The 19315-nt window shown below is 44.7% G+C and carries 13 protein-coding genes; 5 read left to right on the top strand and 8 right to left on the bottom strand.

Going from position 1 to position 19315, the window contains the following annotated elements:
* Nucleotides 1–8 precede the first annotated feature (8 nt).
* The 8 genes from J7I43_RS08220 to J7I43_RS08255 all read right to left on the bottom strand — a co-directional run bounded on the left by J7I43_RS08220 (nucleotide 9) and on the right by J7I43_RS08255 (nucleotide 9957).
* Complete coding sequence (locus J7I43_RS08220; RefSeq protein ID WP_209145156.1) at nucleotides 9–1019, bottom strand: glycosyltransferase family 2 protein; 1011 nt, start codon at nucleotides 1017–1019, stop codon at nucleotides 9–11.
* A gap of 164 nt (nucleotides 1020–1183) precedes the next feature.
* A complete protein-coding gene (locus J7I43_RS08225; protein WP_209145158.1) occupies nucleotides 1184–2446 on the bottom strand; it encodes a 6-bladed beta-propeller in 1263 nt (420 codons plus the stop codon).
* A 53-nt stretch (nucleotides 2447–2499) separates the two neighbouring features.
* Entirely contained in the window at nucleotides 2500–5193 is a 2694-nt protein-coding gene (locus J7I43_RS08230) for an outer membrane beta-barrel protein (RefSeq protein ID WP_209145160.1), read from the bottom strand.
* 234 nt (nucleotides 5194–5427) lie between these two features.
* On the bottom strand, nucleotides 5428–6078 hold the full coding sequence (locus J7I43_RS08235; protein WP_209145162.1) for a hypothetical protein: 651 nt from the start codon (nucleotides 6076–6078) through the stop codon (nucleotides 5428–5430).
* A 12-nt stretch (nucleotides 6079–6090) separates the two neighbouring features.
* Nucleotides 6091–7344 carry a 6-bladed beta-propeller gene (locus J7I43_RS08240; RefSeq protein ID WP_209145164.1) on the bottom strand — a complete coding sequence of 418 codons (1254 nt, stop codon included), beginning with the start codon at nucleotides 7342–7344 and terminating at the stop codon, nucleotides 6091–6093.
* A gap of 126 nt (nucleotides 7345–7470) precedes the next feature.
* Complete coding sequence (locus tag J7I43_RS08245; RefSeq protein ID WP_209145166.1) at nucleotides 7471–7848, bottom strand: hypothetical protein; 378 nt, start codon at nucleotides 7846–7848, stop codon at nucleotides 7471–7473.
* Between the two features lie 109 nt (nucleotides 7849–7957).
* Entirely contained in the window at nucleotides 7958–8311 is a 354-nt protein-coding gene (locus J7I43_RS08250; protein ID WP_209145168.1) for a hypothetical protein, read from the bottom strand.
* 758 nt (nucleotides 8312–9069) lie between these two features.
* Entirely contained in the window at nucleotides 9070–9957 is an 888-nt protein-coding gene (locus tag J7I43_RS08255) for an AraC family transcriptional regulator (RefSeq protein ID WP_209145170.1), read from the bottom strand.
* A 464-nt stretch (nucleotides 9958–10421) separates the two neighbouring features.
* Between J7I43_RS08255 and J7I43_RS08260 the strand changes: the two genes are divergently transcribed.
* The 5 genes from J7I43_RS08260 to J7I43_RS08280 all read left to right on the top strand — a co-directional run bounded on the left by J7I43_RS08260 (nucleotide 10422) and on the right by J7I43_RS08280 (nucleotide 19313).
* Nucleotides 10422–13706, top strand: a complete 3285-nt coding sequence (locus J7I43_RS08260) for a SusC/RagA family TonB-linked outer membrane protein (protein WP_209145172.1) — start codon at nucleotides 10422–10424, stop codon at nucleotides 13704–13706.
* 30 nt (nucleotides 13707–13736) lie between these two features.
* Nucleotides 13737–15671 carry a RagB/SusD family nutrient uptake outer membrane protein gene (locus J7I43_RS08265; protein ID WP_209145174.1) on the top strand — a complete coding sequence of 645 codons (1935 nt, stop codon included), beginning with the start codon at nucleotides 13737–13739 and terminating at the stop codon, nucleotides 15669–15671.
* 20 nt (nucleotides 15672–15691) lie between these two features.
* Nucleotides 15692–16924 (top strand): DUF4959 domain-containing protein, encoded by a 1233-nt coding sequence (locus J7I43_RS08270; protein ID WP_209145176.1) that lies wholly within the window; start codon nucleotides 15692–15694, stop codon nucleotides 16922–16924.
* A gap of 30 nt (nucleotides 16925–16954) precedes the next feature.
* A complete protein-coding gene (locus tag J7I43_RS08275) occupies nucleotides 16955–18181 on the top strand; it encodes a DUF4998 domain-containing protein (protein WP_209145178.1) in 1227 nt (408 codons plus the stop codon).
* A gap of 100 nt (nucleotides 18182–18281) precedes the next feature.
* On the top strand, nucleotides 18282–19313 hold the full coding sequence (locus J7I43_RS08280; RefSeq protein ID WP_209145180.1) for an aldose epimerase family protein: 1032 nt from the start codon (nucleotides 18282–18284) through the stop codon (nucleotides 19311–19313).
* Nucleotides 19314–19315: the final 2 nt, after the last annotated feature.

The following is a 19315-nucleotide window of genomic DNA, read 5'->3' on the forward strand; positions in this document are numbered from 1 at the left end:
CGAACATGTCAGCTTGCGACCGGACGAGTTGTCCGCAATTCAGGTTTATGTTCAACAGACCTTGAAAATGATACGTCCCGTATTTCTTTCACCAGATATGCCGGGCGCCGTTTCGAGGCCAGAAACGTTTTTCCTAAATATTCCCCAATAATGCCAAGCATTAACATCTGAATGCCGGAAATAAATAGGACGCTTGCAATAATGGAAGTCCAGCCCTGAACCGTCTGGTCTGTGAATAGATGGACATAAATCGCATAGATCCCATATAGAAAAGACATAAACGACAGGCCAACTCCAACAAATGACGAAAGCCTGAGCGGGCTCACGCTAAATGAAGTGATCCCACGCAAGGAAAGCGAAATTAACTTCAAGAAAGAGTATTTACTCTCCCCGTAAGATCGCGACTCAATATTTACCGGAACAGCGGTACAGTTAAATCCCATCCACGGAATAATTTCTTTGAGATAAGGGGTAGATTCCTTAAATTCAGCGAGGGCACTTACAACCTTCCTATCCACCAATCGGTAGTCTGGACCATCGGCAAGTATCTGTGTAGTGGAAATGATGTTCACGAACCGGTAAAATAGTTTTGCAAAAATGCGCCGGTTCAAGGCGCCATCCATTTGTACGGCCCTGACCGTATTTACAATGTCAAATCCATCCTGCCATTTAGCAACCAACAGGTCAATTTTATCCGGAGGGTGCTGAAGATCGGCATCCATGCTGATTACACAATCTGCGTCAGTGGCAAAATCATACCCCGCCTTTAAAGCGTTGGGCTGTCCAAAATTTCTGGAAAGTGAGATGTATGCAACCAGCGGATCTTCATTGCTGAGTTTTTGCAATATGGAAAGCGTCTCGTCTTTGCTGCCATCGTCTATAAAAATAAAACGGTAATCATATTTCTTAACGTATCGTACTACCGTCCGGTAAAACATCTCTACCATTAACTCCTCATTGTAGCAGGCGACGATAACAGTCAACCTAATGTTTTCCGGGTGCAATGCTTTTCTATTCATTGGTACTTGTTTAGAAGGGATAACCAAATCAGTCAAATAAGATAATTTCGAAATGAACTATCAGATAAATTTGGTATTGCTTGAGGGAGGGTATCCCACACCATTCATAAAATAGCAGCGAATCGGCTTCCTCTTTATAGCTTCGACCGATTGCCACTTCCCTCCTAGAGTTCTTCTTTCAGCTTCAGCCGAAGGATAACTGGATTACTTGTTGAAGTACTCTTGTTAAAATACCTCTTTAGTGTTTCCGGATATGCAACTTTCTTATCTTTTGCCTCTTCCTTTCCATTGAAAAGAGAGAGCGAGGACAAACTGGTATAAATATATGTGCCATCACTGTACGCAATACCTATATTTTCAAAATTAGAAGTCACCTTGTCACAAATTGGCAGAAAAAAAGACATCTCATCAGGCAATATGCGCTTATACGCTATGAGACTCCCTGAGGCCAGATTGTAAATCAAATTATCTTCCATGCTGGAAGTATATGCACTCGCTCTAAACAGGAGATTGTGTCCCAGCTTATAAAAGTTATTCAAAGAAAAAATCAAACTTTTGTTTTTTTGGACAAAGGCTATTCTCTTTTGCTCATAAATTCTATTTACCAGGAAGTCATCGGGTAACGAAAAGGACTGCGGGAATATGAATTTATACGCAAGCGCGATACTGCTAGGCGTTATGCTATAAACTAAATAATCATAGGGCTTTGTGAATAAAAAAACAGTATCATCGGCAGTGGGTTTGAGTGGTGAGACAGCAGTGCTCAAAACATCTATTTTACTTTCAGCAGCAGTATAGGGCATTCCGATTGAATGAATCGGATGACCAAATCTCAGCAGAGATCTTGAATAAGGCTTGTAATATATTGACAAAGTATCCAGATCTCTATATTGATCGTAACCGATCAGCTGGTCTTTTGAAGTAAAACTGGTATTCAAATAGATGATTGGAATACCACTTAAATCCATATTCCTATCTGTGCGAACTACCTTTCCATCCAGGTCGCAGTAATTCATGCTTTGGAAATTATCGTTTGAAAAAACAATTTGGTTCGTCCACCTATTTATATAAAACCGTTGTATTCCTATGCCCTTTTTCCCATTTATCCTCGCCCGAAATTTACCGTTGTCCTCAAAAATGAAGATGGCATTTTTATCATAGTCCAGTACAACAAAATGCCCGTTGAGTATTCCCAGTTGATTGACCTTACCTAAAGTGCTTTTCGGGGTTGTTTCAAGCGGAATATACTCCAGTCCACTAAAAATATCAGAAACATTCCCTCCCATTGCATTGGAAGGGTCGATACGAATGGCTGTGAATGAGCTGGTGTCGATCTGGACAATATTCTGGGCATATGCCGGGGTTACAATCAGAAAGGCAAGTCCCACAACCTGCGAAAACAATCTCCTAATAATCCTTGAGTTCATGAAACTATTTTTAAATATCTTTTTTATGTCAGTATTCGGCAAATCGTCTGCAACTATTTTCCTTTCAGCCCGAATTTTCTGGGATAATATGCCAGCGTGATCATAAAATACTGCTGCAAAACATTTACCGCACCTACAGATATACTGTTATTGTTGACATAGTTAACAATGCCCTTATTCTGCCTGAGCAGGTCCAATCCGGAAAGTTTAATTTCCCCGTTTGCACCCTTGAAAAACCTGTACCCCAAATCCAGATTCCAGATAGCAAAGGTGATGTCCTTCACATTGGTAGAAGTATTTTTATTGAACTCAAACCTGGTAGTAAGAAAAATTTTCTTGGGCATGGTCAGCGCGACGTTCGTGTAGGTCTTCACGTTGCCGAACCTGAAAACATCAGAAGCGATCCGCGCAGTGCGGCTGCTGGACATTGACGCGCCAACTCTTGCCGTCAACAGGTCAGAAAAAGAATAGACCAAATCTGCTTCTGTAAATAACGTCTGTCTGGTTGTCTGGTAAATTTCTCCATCCAAATAGGAAGGGAACTTCGAATAATACACATTCGAGCTTCCGGAAAGCTGAAACTGATGTTTATCGAATTTCAACGCCTTCTGTACCCTTCCTGCCCCGGAAAGGTGGCGTTCTCCGGAGACGTTTACGGGAAAGTATACCCTTCTTCCGAACTCCTCGTAATAGCTGCTGTCAGAAATGAAATTTTTTGTAGCGCCGCCCACAACGCTGATCTCACCCTGGAATGGATAATTAACATTGGAATTGTTATATGAATATTTAAATGACACATCATGAGTATAGGGAGCCTGCAATGCGATTGAACCAAAATCGAGCGAAAATAGGTTTGCATTATCTACAACTGGCGCGAGTTGCTCGAGAGTCGGGTATTGTACTCGGGTAGTGTACTTTAATGTATATGTCTTCTGGAATTTACCAATCCGGTAGTCTCTCCGGCCAATGGAGGATGATGGAAGAAAGAAAAAGTATGATCTGTTTAAATTCTGATATTCCTTCCGGGACTCATTTTTAAACGAAAAAAATTCACTCTCAGCCAATAAATTGAAGCTCCAGGTTTTTCTGTACCGGCCAGACAGATTGTCCACCATGCTCTTAGAGAAGTTCAATCCCGGTCTGTAACTCAATTCCGTGGTTGCATTTTTTGTACTTAGCGACTCGTTCGGAATATAACGCACATCGCTACCGGAAAAATCGCTAACAGCATCCGTTTGGTTTTTATTCTGAAAGAGTAAAGAGTTCTTTAAATCTATCTTTGCCATCCTGCTCCTAAGTCCAGCCAAACTTAAAACATCGTTAAGGCTGTTAGCTACTGAATGAAATGATGAAACTGCCCGGGTATTATAGAGCCGGTCGAAAGACTGATTTTGAACGCCGTCAGTTGTTGTTAGCATGGTAGATCGCTTACTGTCCTCATCAATGCTACCTAATCCAAACCGGTAATTTGTTTCCATATTTACCGATTTATACCTGTCGCTGCCAAAATCCCTATGCCGCTGCGTTGAGTAGTTTAGATCCACGGTGTGATTTAACCTGTTATTATTCATTTCCCGGACATCACTATTCTCTGTAAGTTCATCGGTTAAAGTACTGGCGGATCTACTTATGCGGTTATAATGAGTGCTGACTGCATTATGTTGCAGATCGTATGTTGCAAGCAACCGGCTATGAGCATACTTCTTATCGTATTTGGCACTCAGCATTTCCATGTCCAATCTGGCATCGGAGTTGTTGGTGGCTTCCTGAGAAAGAAATTCCTTCTCGCCCAGCGAGACTTCGGTTGTGAGTTGCTCTCTGTTGGAAACACTATTGGATGTCATGAAATATTCAACCTTAAGATTATTGGTGTCTATTCTATCAATTTCTAGTCTGGAAAAGTCATGAAAGAGACTGACACCAGCCGCTTTATATACTGTTTCACCAGATTTCCGGAAATCAGCGTGATAATCATTACCCACACCCGCCCCTTTAAAAGAATTGATGCTTATTAAAGAGGAAATGTTGTTTGCTGTTTTGTTGACATTATTGACTGCGCCCCCCAGGCTGATCTGATTTTTAGGTGAAAAATAATTAAACGTTCCATTGCCGTCATAACGTCCTACCGTGCCTAAACCTGCGCTGACTTTCCCGAAGTATCCATCTTTTTTATCCTTTTTCAACACGATATTCATATTTGTTTTGGGAACATTAGGATCTTCCTCTTTTTTATCTTCATAAACCTGTATTTTTCTTACAGCATCCTTCTGAAGATTCTGAAGTGCGATTTTGCCATCCTGCCCAAAAAACTCTTTCCCATCTACCAGCAGCCTGTTAATCTTTCTCCCGTTTACAGTAATCAATCCGTCGTTCCAGACCGTAATGCCGGGCACCTTACGCAACATGTCTTCAACAACGGCATTTGAATCCAGTTTAAAAGCGTCTGCATTAAATTCAAGGGTATCTCCCCGGACCTGCACAGGCGGCAACCCTCCGGAAACAGTCACTTCTTTCAATGCGATCGGTGAGCGCTCAAGATTTAACGATTGGAGATTTATTTCATTCGTTGCTGAAGAAATCACAAACACCTTCTTAGCAGGAAGATAACCTATGTTAGTGGCAACCAGGCGCAATTGGATGCCAACCGGGAGCTGCTTCAGCGAAAACCGGCCAAAATTATTTGTAAGCTGATAACTAACCAGTTCTTCTGTTCCGACTTTGTAAACTGAAACCGTAGCAGACTGCAAAACGTAGTTGTGTACACTATCACGAACCACTCCAACAGCTATTCCTGAGCCGGAAGGTGTAGGGGAACTATTCTGCGAATACGATTTCGAATTAACGAGAAGTATACAACAAATTGATAAAAGGAGCCTTACATCTCTAAGTAAAGAAAATATATAAAAAAAACTATACTCAAACATTACTATACTACAGTAAAAATAAATGAATCTGTTCTTAGCTGAACTCCATCAATCAAGCTACAAGGACGGCAGAATCTCAAATTTGCTCCGGCCGGCTACCCAGAAATACCGCTTATAGATTGATGAATAATATGCCTGTGACAATTCCGGCTCAGTAACCTCTGGAATAAAGAAATTATGAACCCTCATGTCAGAAGCGAGTAAAAAGATGAAAGGCTTATCACTCTCCTTTTCAAACGGAACTCCAAGATCAGCAGCAATAAATATGGGAAATGTCACCTTATTCGTCTGCTTGAAAACGCTCAATTTTCTCAAATTGCTATGCGTAGTGATAACTATAATATTCGAATCCCCAATAATATCAGCGAATTTCTTAATTTTTTTTAATTCATTTTCAATGCAGGCGCCACAGCCTGTCTCCGTATTTCTTACGATAAGCTTTGGTCCTCTGGAAACAAGTTGCTCAAGCTTTAGTGTCCCTTGTTCGTCATTCAAAAGTTGGAGTTGGCCGTTTATTTTAATATTGTTGTTTAACTGTATGTTTTTTATAGAACTGATGTAAAGATACTTGCTATTAGCCAGCCTGGCACTATCAAGTGAACCATTACCGGTAACCGAGTTCTTATCGGCCGCCGAAATATTGACCAAGGTAAATATGTTAGTACATACGAGCGCCACGATAACAAAATATACTATCTTTCGTTTCATTTACTAATTTTTTTAGAAATATTTCAGTTTCTGGATCAACACAATAGGGTTATCAGATGATTTGACTGATTGAAGCACATCTATTTCCTCCGGAGTGTAAATGAAATCACTGGCAACAAAATCATCCCTGCCTGATATAGCCTTGTAGAACCTGTTTGCCGCCGCTGCCATGGTATCCATCTGAATTCGGGAAGGTGGAGCTTTATACACATTTTGCAAGGATTCAATATGGCTGGGGTCAAATACCATAACGACATCGTTTCCGGATATACCCTTGTTAACTCCGGTAAAAAAACCATTAACGTCATTGAACCATGTGTTGGCATATTTCGTTTGCTTTGACTTCTTCGAATAATATGCGCTATAAATCTTTCGTTTGTACACAAATGTGTAAATCAGGCAATCATCAGTTTCCCAGTAGTGATCCAGGTATGCATACCCTGATTTGGCTAAAGCTTCGTGAAAAGCCATTGGCCCCTTATATTTATCGGAGAAACCATCTGGAATCTGAGCCTTCCCAAAATCGATTCCATATTTTTTTGAAAGAACATTTCCTTCGGGATAAATTTCATAGATGGTATTGGAATAACCTGGTGAAATCAGGAATTTCCGACGATTCTGACTAAAGAAAAAACCGCCCTTACTGAAGTATTCCCAATTCGATTCAAATCCAACTCCATCCAAATTTTCGGTACGGTCATACATTTTCAAATTATATTTCTCCGTTCCTTTCCAATCCTTACCGATATCCAGATACAATGCGTACCTGTTCTCGCCAAGCATTACACCAGACTTTGCGGTAGATCCTGTTTTGACCTCACGCGCTAATGTCCCATCCAGATTAAAAATAATAAATTTAGTCTGATCATTCACCCAAATAACCAGTTCGTCCCCAATTATTGAAATATCGTTAGGTTCATTATACTCGCCAACACCATTCCCATTCTTACCAAAACGCCTGATAAATTTACCACTACCATCAAATTCAAAGACTGCCTTGCTCTGAACTTGATCCAGTATAAAAATATGATCGTTGTTATAAAGAATTTTGTCCACTCGTCCAATCAGCGATTCGGCTTTTGTTTCTAATCTTATAATTCTAACGCTGTCAAATACTTCAGAATATCTGCTAAGCTGCAAATCCTTAATCTCTTTAGGAGATGGTATCAGAATAAATGCCGATTCGTCTTCGATGGAAGCCTTTCTATCGTTACAGGAAAAGAACAGTATTAAAACTATAAGACTTACGTAATATTTACATTTCATACAACTTCGTGAATATTGTTAAAACCATAATGCCTGATATAGGAACCCGCATCGATTGACCAGCTTCTTTATGAAAAACCAATCCGGTACACATGTATATAATACATGCGTACCGGAAATCACAAATCAATCCGTATCGTTGGAGGCATCACACTCCTCATCACAAACACTTGACGAACAGTTCTTAGAAGCGTCCTGAATAAGCTTACAATGCATGTAGTGCCCCTTTAAAGTAACTTCATACGTGTACGGGGGAATACCTGCCATCTCTTTAATTTCACATTCATCAAGCCCACAATACTTATATTGTGAACCGCCACCAGTGTCACCGTTAGTATCACTGTTGCTGTCACTGTTGCTATCACCCGTATCATCGCTGTTTAGCATAGCGGATACATTCCCTTTTTTTGACTGAGAGCTGGCGGTTAGTGACACGCCAACATTCATGAGCAGTAGCGCTACAAATACTGCCGCTACCACAACTTTCGAAAGTTTCGATTTCATAATTGTGATTTAGTGAATAATAAAAAATAGATCCCGGATATATTTAAATATCAATCTGAAAAAATATAGGTGATGATTCGCTTAACTGAGCGCGCGTCGATCAACGCATCTACAATGTATCATCATCAAAAGTGCACACAACATCACATAAACTGCTATTGCAGTATTGTGTTGCGTCCGGTGTTAATACACAATGCTTATAATATCCTATTTCAACTACAGGAATCTCATACGGCGGCTCACCAATTAAGATTGTCCTAGTACATTCATCAGTAGCGCAATACTTGTATGCCCCACCGCCATTTGTATCGGTGTTACTGTCGCTGTCGCCAGTATCACTGTTTAACAATGCAGCGCCAGTTTCATTTTTGGATTGGGTCCGGGCGCTTAATTTTTCAAAATTCATCAGTAATAACGCTGCAAAAGCTCCAGCTATCATTACTTTAAATACATGTGATTTCATAATTGTGTCTATTAAACTGAAAGATAAAAACGAAAAAATGTAATGCCCTGCCCTGAGCATAGAAGTACCAGCAGCAATCAGACATTGAATTCAGATTGCACGACAACCCATGGAATTAATTCCCTGATCGCAACATCAGATTTGCTATTCAAGGTAAAGTGACGGGCACAACAATCCCCGTGCGATCATTTTTAATAAACAATCATAGCACAGAGGCCTTAACCCAATTTGTCTTAAATGATACCTTTTGGATACGTTTAGAAAATATGCCGGGTACGCCGGCATCGCCCATCATACTTAAATAGGTACATCATAGAATTTTCTGCAAACAAAAGAGGTTTAACATTTTTTTCATAAATAAACATTAGGTCCGACAAAAAACCTCCCAAGGCAACAGAACATCCAAATCACATAAACTACTTTACGGGTAACAATAAGCTGCCATCTACAAGTTAACATCGAGGTTATTTCGTCCAATTTTTTGAGATTGTATAGGGACCTATGTCGGGTTAGCCTTCAACTCAATTTTCATCTCACGGTATTAAAGATAATAATATATTTTAATCGCAAAAGATATTTTTAGTTGCAATTTCGCCCAAGACGAATTGGTAAACACGCAAGGGGTAGGTTTAAGTATCAAATCAGTTATGTTTTTAAAACTTTATAAAATTATTTGATAAAGTTTTAATCCTTGGCATCACTAATACCTGATAAAAAAAGTCGTTTCAATAAGCCAATCCGGGAAATCGCAGGAACCTCTATCTTTTATAAGTCTTACGATAAGCAGACGGCGATGTCCCGATAAGTTTTGTAAACAATCGTGAAAAATAATACTGGTCGTCGATACCCAGCGAAGTGCAGATTTCCTTAATGTTTTTGTCCGTAAAGTAAAGGTATTGGCAGGACTGCTGTATTTTAAGCTGGTTGAAATACGCGGTTGGCGGTTGCCCGGTTTTGGCTTTGAAACTGCGCAGATAATGGGAAACAGACAGATTCTGCTGATCCGCAAGCTCTTTCACGCTCTTTTTTTTATCAAGGTTCATTTTCATATAGGCAATTGAATTGCTGACCATATCCACGCTATACACTTTGGGATTGATCTCCTTATAATAGATGAACGAAGTTATAAAATGAAGCACCCGGAAATTCATAATTTCCATATCCCTGGAACTGAAACTCCGGTCCAGTGTAGTAAATATCTGATCGAATGATTGAACCCGGTATCCCTCAAAAGGAATGGCCTGCACCTCATGCTTCCCTTCGACCAGGAAACGTTCGTAGACCATCCTGGAGTTTGTGCCGCTGAAATGCAGCCAGTAAATGCTCCAGGGCGCCTTTTCCGAGCTGTAATAACGGTGCGCTATGTTTTTGGGGATGATAAAAAAATTATTGGCCTTTAACACATACACTTCTCCGTTCATTTCTATCCTGCCCTCGCCATCGGTGCAATACAGGAAAATAAACTCGCCTGCGCCCCGCGGCCGCTCGCATTCATGGCCGACGGCATGCGGATAATGACCGATGGCTGTGAGGTAAAGGGTGTTTATTAAGGGATTTGATTTGATTTCCTTCCTGATATTCGGTGTTAAAACGATCATCCTTTGCCCAAGAAAACCTTCTTCCATGAGTTTTTTCTGTTCTTCCATACATGATATTTAAATACTTCCTGATAGGTTCTTCTGCGCAGCTGTTGGCCTGCTTTTGTTTTGGTTGATCATGCCGTTGGCCAGTCGTTTTTTCAGTAATGAAAATTACTCATTTTTTAGCGATTAGAAAATAGCGGCTGCGGATTTTCGAATAATACTATAGTCCATCTTTACGATCATTTTATGCATACCCATAGGCCAAAAGCCCAAAATCAGACTTTATTCCGAAGGTGGCAAATGATTTTATTATCCATCATTATGATTAATTTATACATTCCCCGCAAGCCGGTTTAGCGTAGTTTTACTATATACCAATTATCAACCAGCCCGAACGTTATGAATGTAACTTTTACCCTGCGTATAAGGCTCTTTTATCATTTTTTTCCGTGGAACAGAAGGTGTTTTTATTTCCGTTACCTGTACAAATTCTCCGCTGATCTGTCCACCCACTTAATTCCATCTTTATGAGATACATTTTTAATTTCAGTAAAGGCCATCTGGCTTCCGCATTCCTGCTGATATGCTTTTTTTCGTTTGCGGGAAACAAGGCCTTCGCACAGGGAACTCCCAGGATAACCGTATCCGGTACAGTATCAGACACGCTAAGCAGGGGCATTCCCGGAGCGACGGTAATGGTTTTGGGTAACACCAAGGTCGGGACCCAAACCGATGCAAACGGCAAATTCGTGATCGAGGTGAATGAAGGAGCCGTGCTCAGGATCACTTACATCGGGTTTAAAGAGCAGCGCATCACGGTAACCTCTACTACCCGGAACCTCAACGTGCGCCTCGTGGAAAACAGCATGCTGGCCAACGAGGTAGTGATCACCGCAATGGGGCAAAAACAACGGAAAGAAGCGGTGGTAGGCTCGGTCACTACCATTAAGCCCGGCGATCTGAAGATTCCCGCCAGTAACCTGACCGCCGCGCTTGCGGGGCAGGCGGCGGGGATCATCTCCTATCAGCGCAGCGGGCAACCGGGGCAGGACAATGCCTCCTTCTTCATCAGGGGAGTAACCACTTTCGGTTACAAGCAGGACCCGCTTATCCTGATCGACAACGTGGAGCTGACGCCTAATGACCTGGCGCGCCTGCAGCCTGATGATATCGCCAGTTTTACGATCCTGAAAGATGCCAGCGCAACGGCGCTCTACGGCGCCCGCGGCGCCAATGGCGTAATACTGGTTAGCACCAAGGAAGGTAAAGAAGGAAAAGCCCATGTAAATTTCCGTTCCGAATATTCCCAATCGCAATCCACCCAAACGCTTAAGCTGGTAGATCCTATCCAGTATATGGAACTTTTTAACGAAGCTTCATTAACGCGCGATCCGGCTTTGCCCTTGCCTTTCCCGGCAGTTAAAATACAAAATACAAAAGCCACCATTGCAGGCACCTCCGGCAGCAATCCTTATGTATACCCAGCGGTCGACTGGATCGGGATGCTGTTTAAAGACAAGGCCAGCACCCAGCGCAACAATTTAAGCATCAGCGGCGGCGGCGGAGTGGCCAAGTATTATATCTCCGGCTCCTATAACGTGGACAATGGAATATTAAAAACGGACATCCGCAACAACAACGACAACAACGTTAATTTCAAGAATTACCAGCTCCGTTCAAACATCAACATCAGTCTTACCAAATCCACCGAGGTGATCGTAAGGCTTTCAGGCACGTTCAGCGATTACAACGGGCCGATCACCTTAGACGGGTCTTTTGCTTCGGACCTGTACGCGATCGCTTCGCATGCCAGCCCGGTTTTATTCCCGGCCTATTATCCCGCCGACGAAGCCAATACGGGAGCCAATCACATCCTGTTCGGCAACGTAGGCGGACCGAACGGAACAAGAAGCAACAGCATCCTTTACCCAAACGGGAACCCCTACGCCCAGCTTTTAAAAGGACATAAGAACTCCTCAGAGTCGCGCCTCTCCGCACAGCTGGAGCTTAACCAGAACTTCGATTTTATCACCAAAGGCCTTAAACTAAGAGGGATATTCAACACCAACCGGTATTCTTATTTTGATTCACAACTTGCCTATTCCCCTTATTTTTACAGCGCGGATAGCTACGACAAAACAGACAACACCTATACGCTTACCTGGCTGAATCCCATGAAAGGTCCGTCGTTCAGCAACGTTCCCACGGAATACCTGGAATATTCCAAAAACGAGCCCAATGCCAATTCCTTCTACTACATCCAGGCTGCTTTAGACTACAACAGGAAATTCGGCAACCATACCCTCAGTTCCACCCTGATCGGCACTGCACAGCAAACCTTGTATTCAAGCGCTAAAGATCCCAGAACAAACACCACTACGCTGCCATATTCCCTGCCTTTCAGAAACCTCGGTTTGGCGGGCAGGGCTACCTATTCATTTAATGACAGGTATTTTGTCGAGTTCAACTTCGGATACAATGGCTCAGAGCGTTTTTCATCCAATAACCGCTATGGTTTTTTCCCGACCATCGGCGCGGCCTGGGTACCTTCCAACGAAGCCTTCTGGAAGCAGAACGATATCGTGAACCGTTTAAAGTTCCGTTTCAGCCATGGTTTGGTGGGTAACGACGCCATCGGCTCCCAGCGTTTCTTCTACCTTTCCGATGTAAACCTGAACGGCGGCAACTTCGCACAGTTCGGCATCAATAACCAAAACCAGTTAAACGGCGTGACCATCAGAAGTTACGCCAATTCGAACATTACCTGGGAAACATCCAGGCAAACCAACCTGGCAACGGAGATCACCCTGCTGGAAAACTTCAATATCATCGCAGAAATTTATAAAAATCACCGTTACGACATCTTACGCACGCGGAACATACCGGCAACGGAAGGTTTTGAGGCTGATGTTTTGACCAATCTCGGGGAGGTCGATTCAAAAGGCATAGACCTGTCGCTGGATTACAAAAAAAATTTCAACAGCGGCCTGTGGGCTGCGGTAAGAGCCAACTTTACCTATTCTACCAACAAATACACTTACATAGAAGAACCCAATTATCCCGAGACCTGGAGGCATTTTATGGGCCAGCCGATCAGTCGCGGTTACGGTTTTATCGCGGAACGCCTCTTTGTGGACGACGCCGAAGTGGCCAATTCGCCGAAACAGTTGTTCACCACGCAGGATGCTTACGATAACAAAATTACAGGAATGCAGCCGAGAGGAGGCGACATTAAATATCGTGACCTGAACGGCGATGGCAAGATCGACGACCTGGACATGGTATTCATGGGTTATCCCAACACGCCGGAAATCGTATATGGCTTTGGTATTTCCTCCGGCTTTAAGGGATTTGACCTCTCCGCGTTTTTCCAGGGCCAGGCGAGAGTTTCCTTCTTTATCGACCCGAGAAAAGTAAGCCCGTTTTTAGAACGTAATGTAAAATATGTAGAAGGAAGATCGCAGGTGCTGCAGGATTTTGCGGATAGCCACTGGTCTGAGGAAAACCAGGACGTGTATGCGGTCTATCCCCGCCTGGGCACCAGCAACGAACTGATCGCCAATAACCTGCAGCCCAGTTCATGGTGGCTTCGGGATGGCAGCTTTATCCGTTTAAAATCGCTTGAGGTCGGTTATACGCTGCCCAAAAACCTCCTGAAGTCGTTAAAGATCGCAAACTGCCGCTTTTATTTCAACGGATTGAACCTGGTCACCTGGAGCCCCTTTAAAATGTGGGACCCTGAGCTGGGAGGCAATGGATTTGCCTATCCCATACAAAAGGTATTCAACCTGGGCGTAAACGTGAATTTATAATTGTTCATCATAGCAGAAAAAACTTGAGATATGAAATTCTATTATAAACTGGCCTGCGTTGTTGTTCTGTGTGTTATGGGAACGTCCTGCCGGAAATACCTGGACGTTGTTCCCAACAATGTAGGAACGCTCGACTACGCTTTTTCGAACAGGAACGAAGCGGAGAACTACCTCTTCGGGTGTTTTAACGCATACCAGAGCATCAACCGCGATGTGGAGAATAACGTGGGCTTTGTGACCTCATCGGAAGTGATCTATCCACTTGGCCTGGACGACAATCCCTTTAACCAGATCAAATCCCCCGGCTTTAAGCTGATAAGAGGCGGCGTGCAAAATACGTCGGACCCGGTGATCAATTACTGGAACGGCTCCAACGGCGGCCAGCCCCTGTATATTGCGCTGAGGCGATGTAACATCATGCTTGAGAACATTGATAAGCCCTTTGATCTGAAAGAACCCGAAAAGAAAAGATGGATCGCCGAGACCAAGTTTTTAAAAGCATTTTACCATTATTACCTCATCAAGCTGTATGGCCCCATCTCCCTGGCTAAAGAAAACCGCGCGATCGACGGCCCGATAGAAGAAACGAAAGTAAAAAGGGCGACCGTAGACGAATCCTTCGCTTATGTAACCCAGCTTTTGGAAGAATCCATACCAGACCTGCCGGTCATTATCGGCAATCGTCTTTTAGAGCTGGGCCGGCCAACGAAAGCGATGGGGATGGCGTTAAAGGCCGAAGTACTGACCACCGCGGCAAGCCCTTTATTTAACGGCAATCCCGACTATGCGGATTTTAAGGACAAAGACGGCCGGCATCTTTTCCCGGCTGCCGCCGATCCCAAAAAATGGACCCTCGCAGCCAAAGCCTGCAAAGAAGCTATCGACGAGTTTCTGGCGCAGGGCGGCGATCTGTATAACAGGGTGCCTATCGATAAGGTATCCGAAGTATCCGATGAACTGAAACAGGTATTGAAGCTGCAGGCTGTGATCACGGAAAAATGGGACCAGAACCCCGAGCTGATCATTTCTTCACAATATGATTTCCCCTACCAGGGATTCAACTTTCCCAAACTGAACCAGGAATCGGTTTCCCTGGGCAACGAGCATCCTTCGAACTGGGCGGTGCCGCTGTCAACCACCGAATTGTTCTACACCAAAAACGGCGTGCCTATCAACGAAGACAATACCGGCGTTTTTGATTACGCCGGGAGAAATACCACCAGGATGGGAGATGCCGCCAACAAACATTACATCAAAGAAGGCTACGAAACCGCAAAAGCCAATTTTAACCGCGAGCCGAGGTTTTACGCAGCGCTGGGATTCGATGGCGGCATCTGGTTCGGCAACGACAAGATCAATGAAAGCGACGCTTATTATGTACAGGGCCGGGGAAGGTTCGCCCTTGCAGGTCCCAAGAGTCAATACGCCACCAATGTGACCGGGTACTGGCCCAAAAAACTGGTGCATTATATGTCGATCATGAACCAGAATGCCAGCTTCGCCTCGTTCAAATTACCCGTTGCGCGTTTGGCCGGATTATACTTATTGTATGCCGAGGCTTTAAACGAAGAGGGGACCGCGCCCAAAGCGGAGATCTTGTCCTGGGTAGACAAAGTGCGCACCAGGGCCGGTTTGCCCGGCGTGGAAACGGCCTGGCAGCAGTATTCGAACAAACCCGGCAAGCCAGACACCAAAGAAGGCAGAAGGGAGATCATTCACCAGGAAAGAAGGATAGAGCTTTGTTTTGAAGGTCAAAGCGGATGGGACCTTCGCCGCTGGAAAGAATTACAGGGCGTACTCAGCAGGCCCCTGCAGGGCTGGAACGTAAATGAAGACGCCCCGGCAAATTATTACAGGCCCGTAACCGTAGCCGTACCGACTTTTGGTTTGAAAGATTATTTATGGCCCATCAAAAACGAAGAGGTGGTTAAAAATGAAAATCTGACCCAAACCATATTCTGGTAAGCTATTTAAAACTCAAAAAGATGAAAAAACTGAATGATAAAAAAGGTCTGTTCTCTTTGATGTTTACCATTTCCCTGGCGGTCATAGCGCTGGCTTCGTGTAAAAAGAAGGACGCCAATATCGAAATCATATCAAAGGATATGACAAAACCCGGAGTGGTGAGCAATGTAAGCGTGGAGAACCTGGACGGCGCGGCAAAGATCACCTACCGGTTGCCGGATTCAAAGAACCTCCTGTATGTGCTGGCCCGTTATTCCATTAACGACGACCGGGTGAGGGAAACCAAGGCTAGTTATTATACGGATACGATCATGGTAGACGGTTTTGCCAGGGCCAAAGAATATGAAGTTTCCTTATATGCCGTGAGCAGGGCAAATGTGATGTCTGACCCGGTGGTCGTAAAAGTGCATCCTAAAACGCCCAATTATATTTTGATCAATTCCGGTCTTGAGATCACACCGGATTTTGGAGGCGCCAATTTCTTCGGGCTCAACAAAAACAGGTCGCCGCTTGCGCTGCATTTGCTGGTATACAACGAAACCACCCAAAAGTACGAAGAGCAGGACCCTGAATATGTAAATACGGACACGATAGACGTTTCCATCAGGAATTTACCACCGGTGCCGCAGAAGGTGGGCGTATATACCACAGACAGGTTCGGCAATGTTTCAGATACGGTATTCAAAACTGTAACGCCATTATTTGAAACCCTCCTGGATAAAAGCAAATTTTTTGTCTATCCCCTGGCCAGCGACGCGCCGACGAATCAATTCGGCTGGGACCTGAAGTATCTCTTCGATGGCAACCTGGGCGAGCCGGGCTGGCATACCAATACCAACGTTCCCAGGAGTATCGGCACGTTTGGCATCGGCGTACCGGCCAAGATCAGCCGTTTGGTAATATGGCAAAGGGGACCGAGCTATTATGAATATCAGAATACGCGCAAATTCACGCTATGGGGGTCCGATAAGGATAATCCCGCGGATGTAAACCTGCCAACGGGTTCCGCGCCGGGCACCGTGGCCGGGGACTGGGTGAATATGGGCAATTTCGTTTTCCCGAACCCGCCGTCGGGCCTGGCGCCGAGCCAGGCAAACGAGGCCGATAAGGCCTTTGTGGCTAAAGGCGTCAACTTCACCATGCCAAGATCAGCCGGGCCCGCGAAATACATCAGGCTTGAGGTTACACAAACCTGGGGCGGCTTAACTTATGTAAACGCTTTGGAAATAAGCATGTACGGCAACCCGCTATAAACGTTAACGTTTCATTTAAAGAAATAGGTTATGAAGATCATAAATAATATTGCGCTCATCTGTTTTACATCACTGCTGATCGGGGGTTGTAAAAAGTATGGCGATGATTATAAAGATTTCCTGGAAGATACAGAGATAAAATATCCCGGGAAGATCCAGGCGGCGGGTTACAACACCGGTAACCTGCGCGCGGAACTGTTCTGGCGGCCCAGCCCGGACCCAAGCATCACCAGGTATGTCGTTTCCTGGAACAACGGCGTGAATAAACTGGAGGTGGCCGCAGCCACCCATGATCCCAAAGATACCGTAAAGGTGATCGTGCCTGACCTGAATGAATATGTCTATGCCTTCGTAGTGGTCTCCTATGACAATGAAGGCAATAAATCCATCTCGACCGAGATCAACAACGTAAGGGTATACGGCGCAACTTATACCAGCACCTTATTGAACAGGGGAGTAAATGCAACCGAGCCTTATCAATTTTTACCCGACGGGAGCCTGCAGCTGAATTTTAACAAGAAGGACACGTTGAACGTAGCAACAACGATCCGTTACACCAACAGCACCGGCGCCACGGAAGAAAAGGAGCTGCTGCCGGAAGACAACAGCATCGTGATCCCGGATTACAAACCGGGCACAACCATACAATACCGTTCTTCCTATATTCCCGAGCCTGGCTCCATTGATAGTTTCAACGTTGCGCAGTTTACGGATTTCCCGACGATCATCAAGGTTACGCAATTGGACAAATCACTGTTCAGGACCTATAAACTCCCCACGGATATTAACGATGAATACGGATGGAAACTGGAGAATCTATGGGACAACAATGACGGCACCGGCGGCGGAGACCCTGCTGGTTTCCATACCGGCGGCTCCGGTTTGCCGCAGTGGTTCACGATAGACATGGGGCAAACCGCAAAGCCGGACCATTTCAGGCTTTGGCAACGCGATAACGCCTTGTACGACGTTGCTAATCTTAAAGTGTTTGAAGTATGGGGCAGCAACAGCCCGAATCCCGACGGAAGTTTTGATAACAGCTGGACCAAACTGGAGACATTTACTTCGGTGAAGCCATCCGGCCTGCCCAGGGGGCAGCTGAGCGATGCAGACCGTGCATTTGCAAGAGCCGGTGAAAAGTTCACTTTCCCCGCGGGCATTCCTGAAGTAAAATACCTCCGCTTTAAAGTGCTGGAAACATGGGGCGGAACCAACTACATCCACCTTCTGGAACTATCGTTCTTTAAAGTGAATTAAGCGCAAACCATATCAGAGATGCACATCGTGGGCATAATAGCCAGGAGTTGACCAACCTGCGATCGGCCGACGCGCCGATCCGGGTTTCCTTTAGAAGTTTATGAGTAAGATCACACATCATCCATGGAGTAAACTGAACAATGATACGATCCATCTGTTCAGAATGGAAAATGCCAGCGGTGCTTTTGTAAGCCTCAGCAATTACGGGGCAACATTGGTCGCGGCGTATGTTCCCGACAGAAACGGTCTGCTCGGCAATGTTATACTGGGTTTTCCCGACCTGAAAGGATATCTCTGCGACAAAAATTATATCGGGGCCACCATTGGAAGATTCGCTAACAGGATCTCCGGGGCAAAGTTCATCCTGGACGGCAATAGTTATACACTGAACGCCAACGACGGTGGGAATAACATCCACAGCGGCGGCGCCGGGTTCGATGCCAGGGTATTCGATTTCGATATCGACCGGCAGACGCTCTCCTTCAGCCTGTTCAGCGAAGACGGCGAAGGGGGCTTCCCGGGCAACCTGGAATTTAAGGTGAGCTATCGCTGGACGGACGACAATGAATTGCTGATCGATTATTGGGCAAGCAGCGATCAAAACACCATCGCCAACTTTACCAATCACGCGTACTTTAACCTCTCGGCGGCCACCACCAAGATATTCGACCACGAGCTGACCATTCATTCGGACCGTCTGGTTGACGCCGGCCCCGACCATATCCCCTCCGGCCTGATCGTTCCCGCGGCTGAATTGTCTTTTAAGAAAAACAGGATCAGGGAAAGGATAACCGTAAATGACGCCGGCGAGGCTACCGGCCTGAACGTTTGTTACGTGCTGGCTGAAGGAGACTGGACGAAAGCGCCGGCTTGTATACTCACATCGCCGGAATCGGGCAGGGTAATGGAAGTATATACTTCATATCCCGGTTTAATGTTATATACAGGCGATTACCTGCAAAGCAGCGAAACCGGGAATCATGGAAAGGTGTACGGACCTTTTGACGGCTTGTGCCTGGAATGCCAGTATTTCCCCGACAGCCCCAACCAGTCTTTATTTCCTTCAACGGTGCTAACCCCGGAAGCGGTTTATCAGCACAGCATTCATTTTAAATTCAGAACAATAGCATAGTC

It is taken from the genome of Chitinophaga chungangae, from assembly GCF_017742215.1.
GTDB classification, from domain to species: Bacteria; Bacteroidota; Bacteroidia; order Chitinophagales; family Chitinophagaceae; genus Chitinophaga; species Chitinophaga chungangae.

Bases quoted from the DNA above. Each gene is read 5' to 3' on its own strand.
- J7I43_RS08220 (WP_209145156.1), bottom strand. From the start codon at position 1,019: ATGAATAGAAAAGCATTGCACCCGGAAAACATTAGGTTGACTGTTATC.
- J7I43_RS08225 (WP_209145158.1), bottom strand. From the start codon at position 2,446: ATGAACTCAAGGATTATTAGGAGATTGTTTTCGCAGGTTGTGGGACTT.
- J7I43_RS08235 (WP_209145162.1), bottom strand. From the start codon at position 6,078: ATGAAACGAAAGATAGTATATTTTGTTATCGTGGCGCTCGTATGTACT.
- J7I43_RS08240 (WP_209145164.1), bottom strand. From the start codon at position 7,344: ATGAAATGTAAATATTACGTAAGTCTTATAGTTTTAATACTGTTCTTT.
- J7I43_RS08245 (WP_209145166.1), bottom strand. From the start codon at position 7,848: ATGAAATCGAAACTTTCGAAAGTTGTGGTAGCGGCAGTATTTGTAGCG.
- J7I43_RS08250 (WP_209145168.1), bottom strand. From the start codon at position 8,311: ATGAAATCACATGTATTTAAAGTAATGATAGCTGGAGCTTTTGCAGCG.
- J7I43_RS08255 (WP_209145170.1), bottom strand. From the start codon at position 9,957: ATGGAAGAACAGAAAAAACTCATGGAAGAAGGTTTTCTTGGGCAAAGG.
- J7I43_RS08260 (WP_209145172.1), top strand. From the start codon at position 10,422: ATGAGATACATTTTTAATTTCAGTAAAGGCCATCTGGCTTCCGCATTC.
- J7I43_RS08265 (WP_209145174.1), top strand. From the start codon at position 13,737: ATGAAATTCTATTATAAACTGGCCTGCGTTGTTGTTCTGTGTGTTATG.
- J7I43_RS08270 (WP_209145176.1), top strand. From the start codon at position 15,692: ATGAAAAAACTGAATGATAAAAAAGGTCTGTTCTCTTTGATGTTTACC.
- J7I43_RS08275 (WP_209145178.1), top strand. From the start codon at position 16,955: ATGAAGATCATAAATAATATTGCGCTCATCTGTTTTACATCACTGCTG.
- J7I43_RS08280 (WP_209145180.1), top strand. From the start codon at position 18,282: ATGAGTAAGATCACACATCATCCATGGAGTAAACTGAACAATGATACG.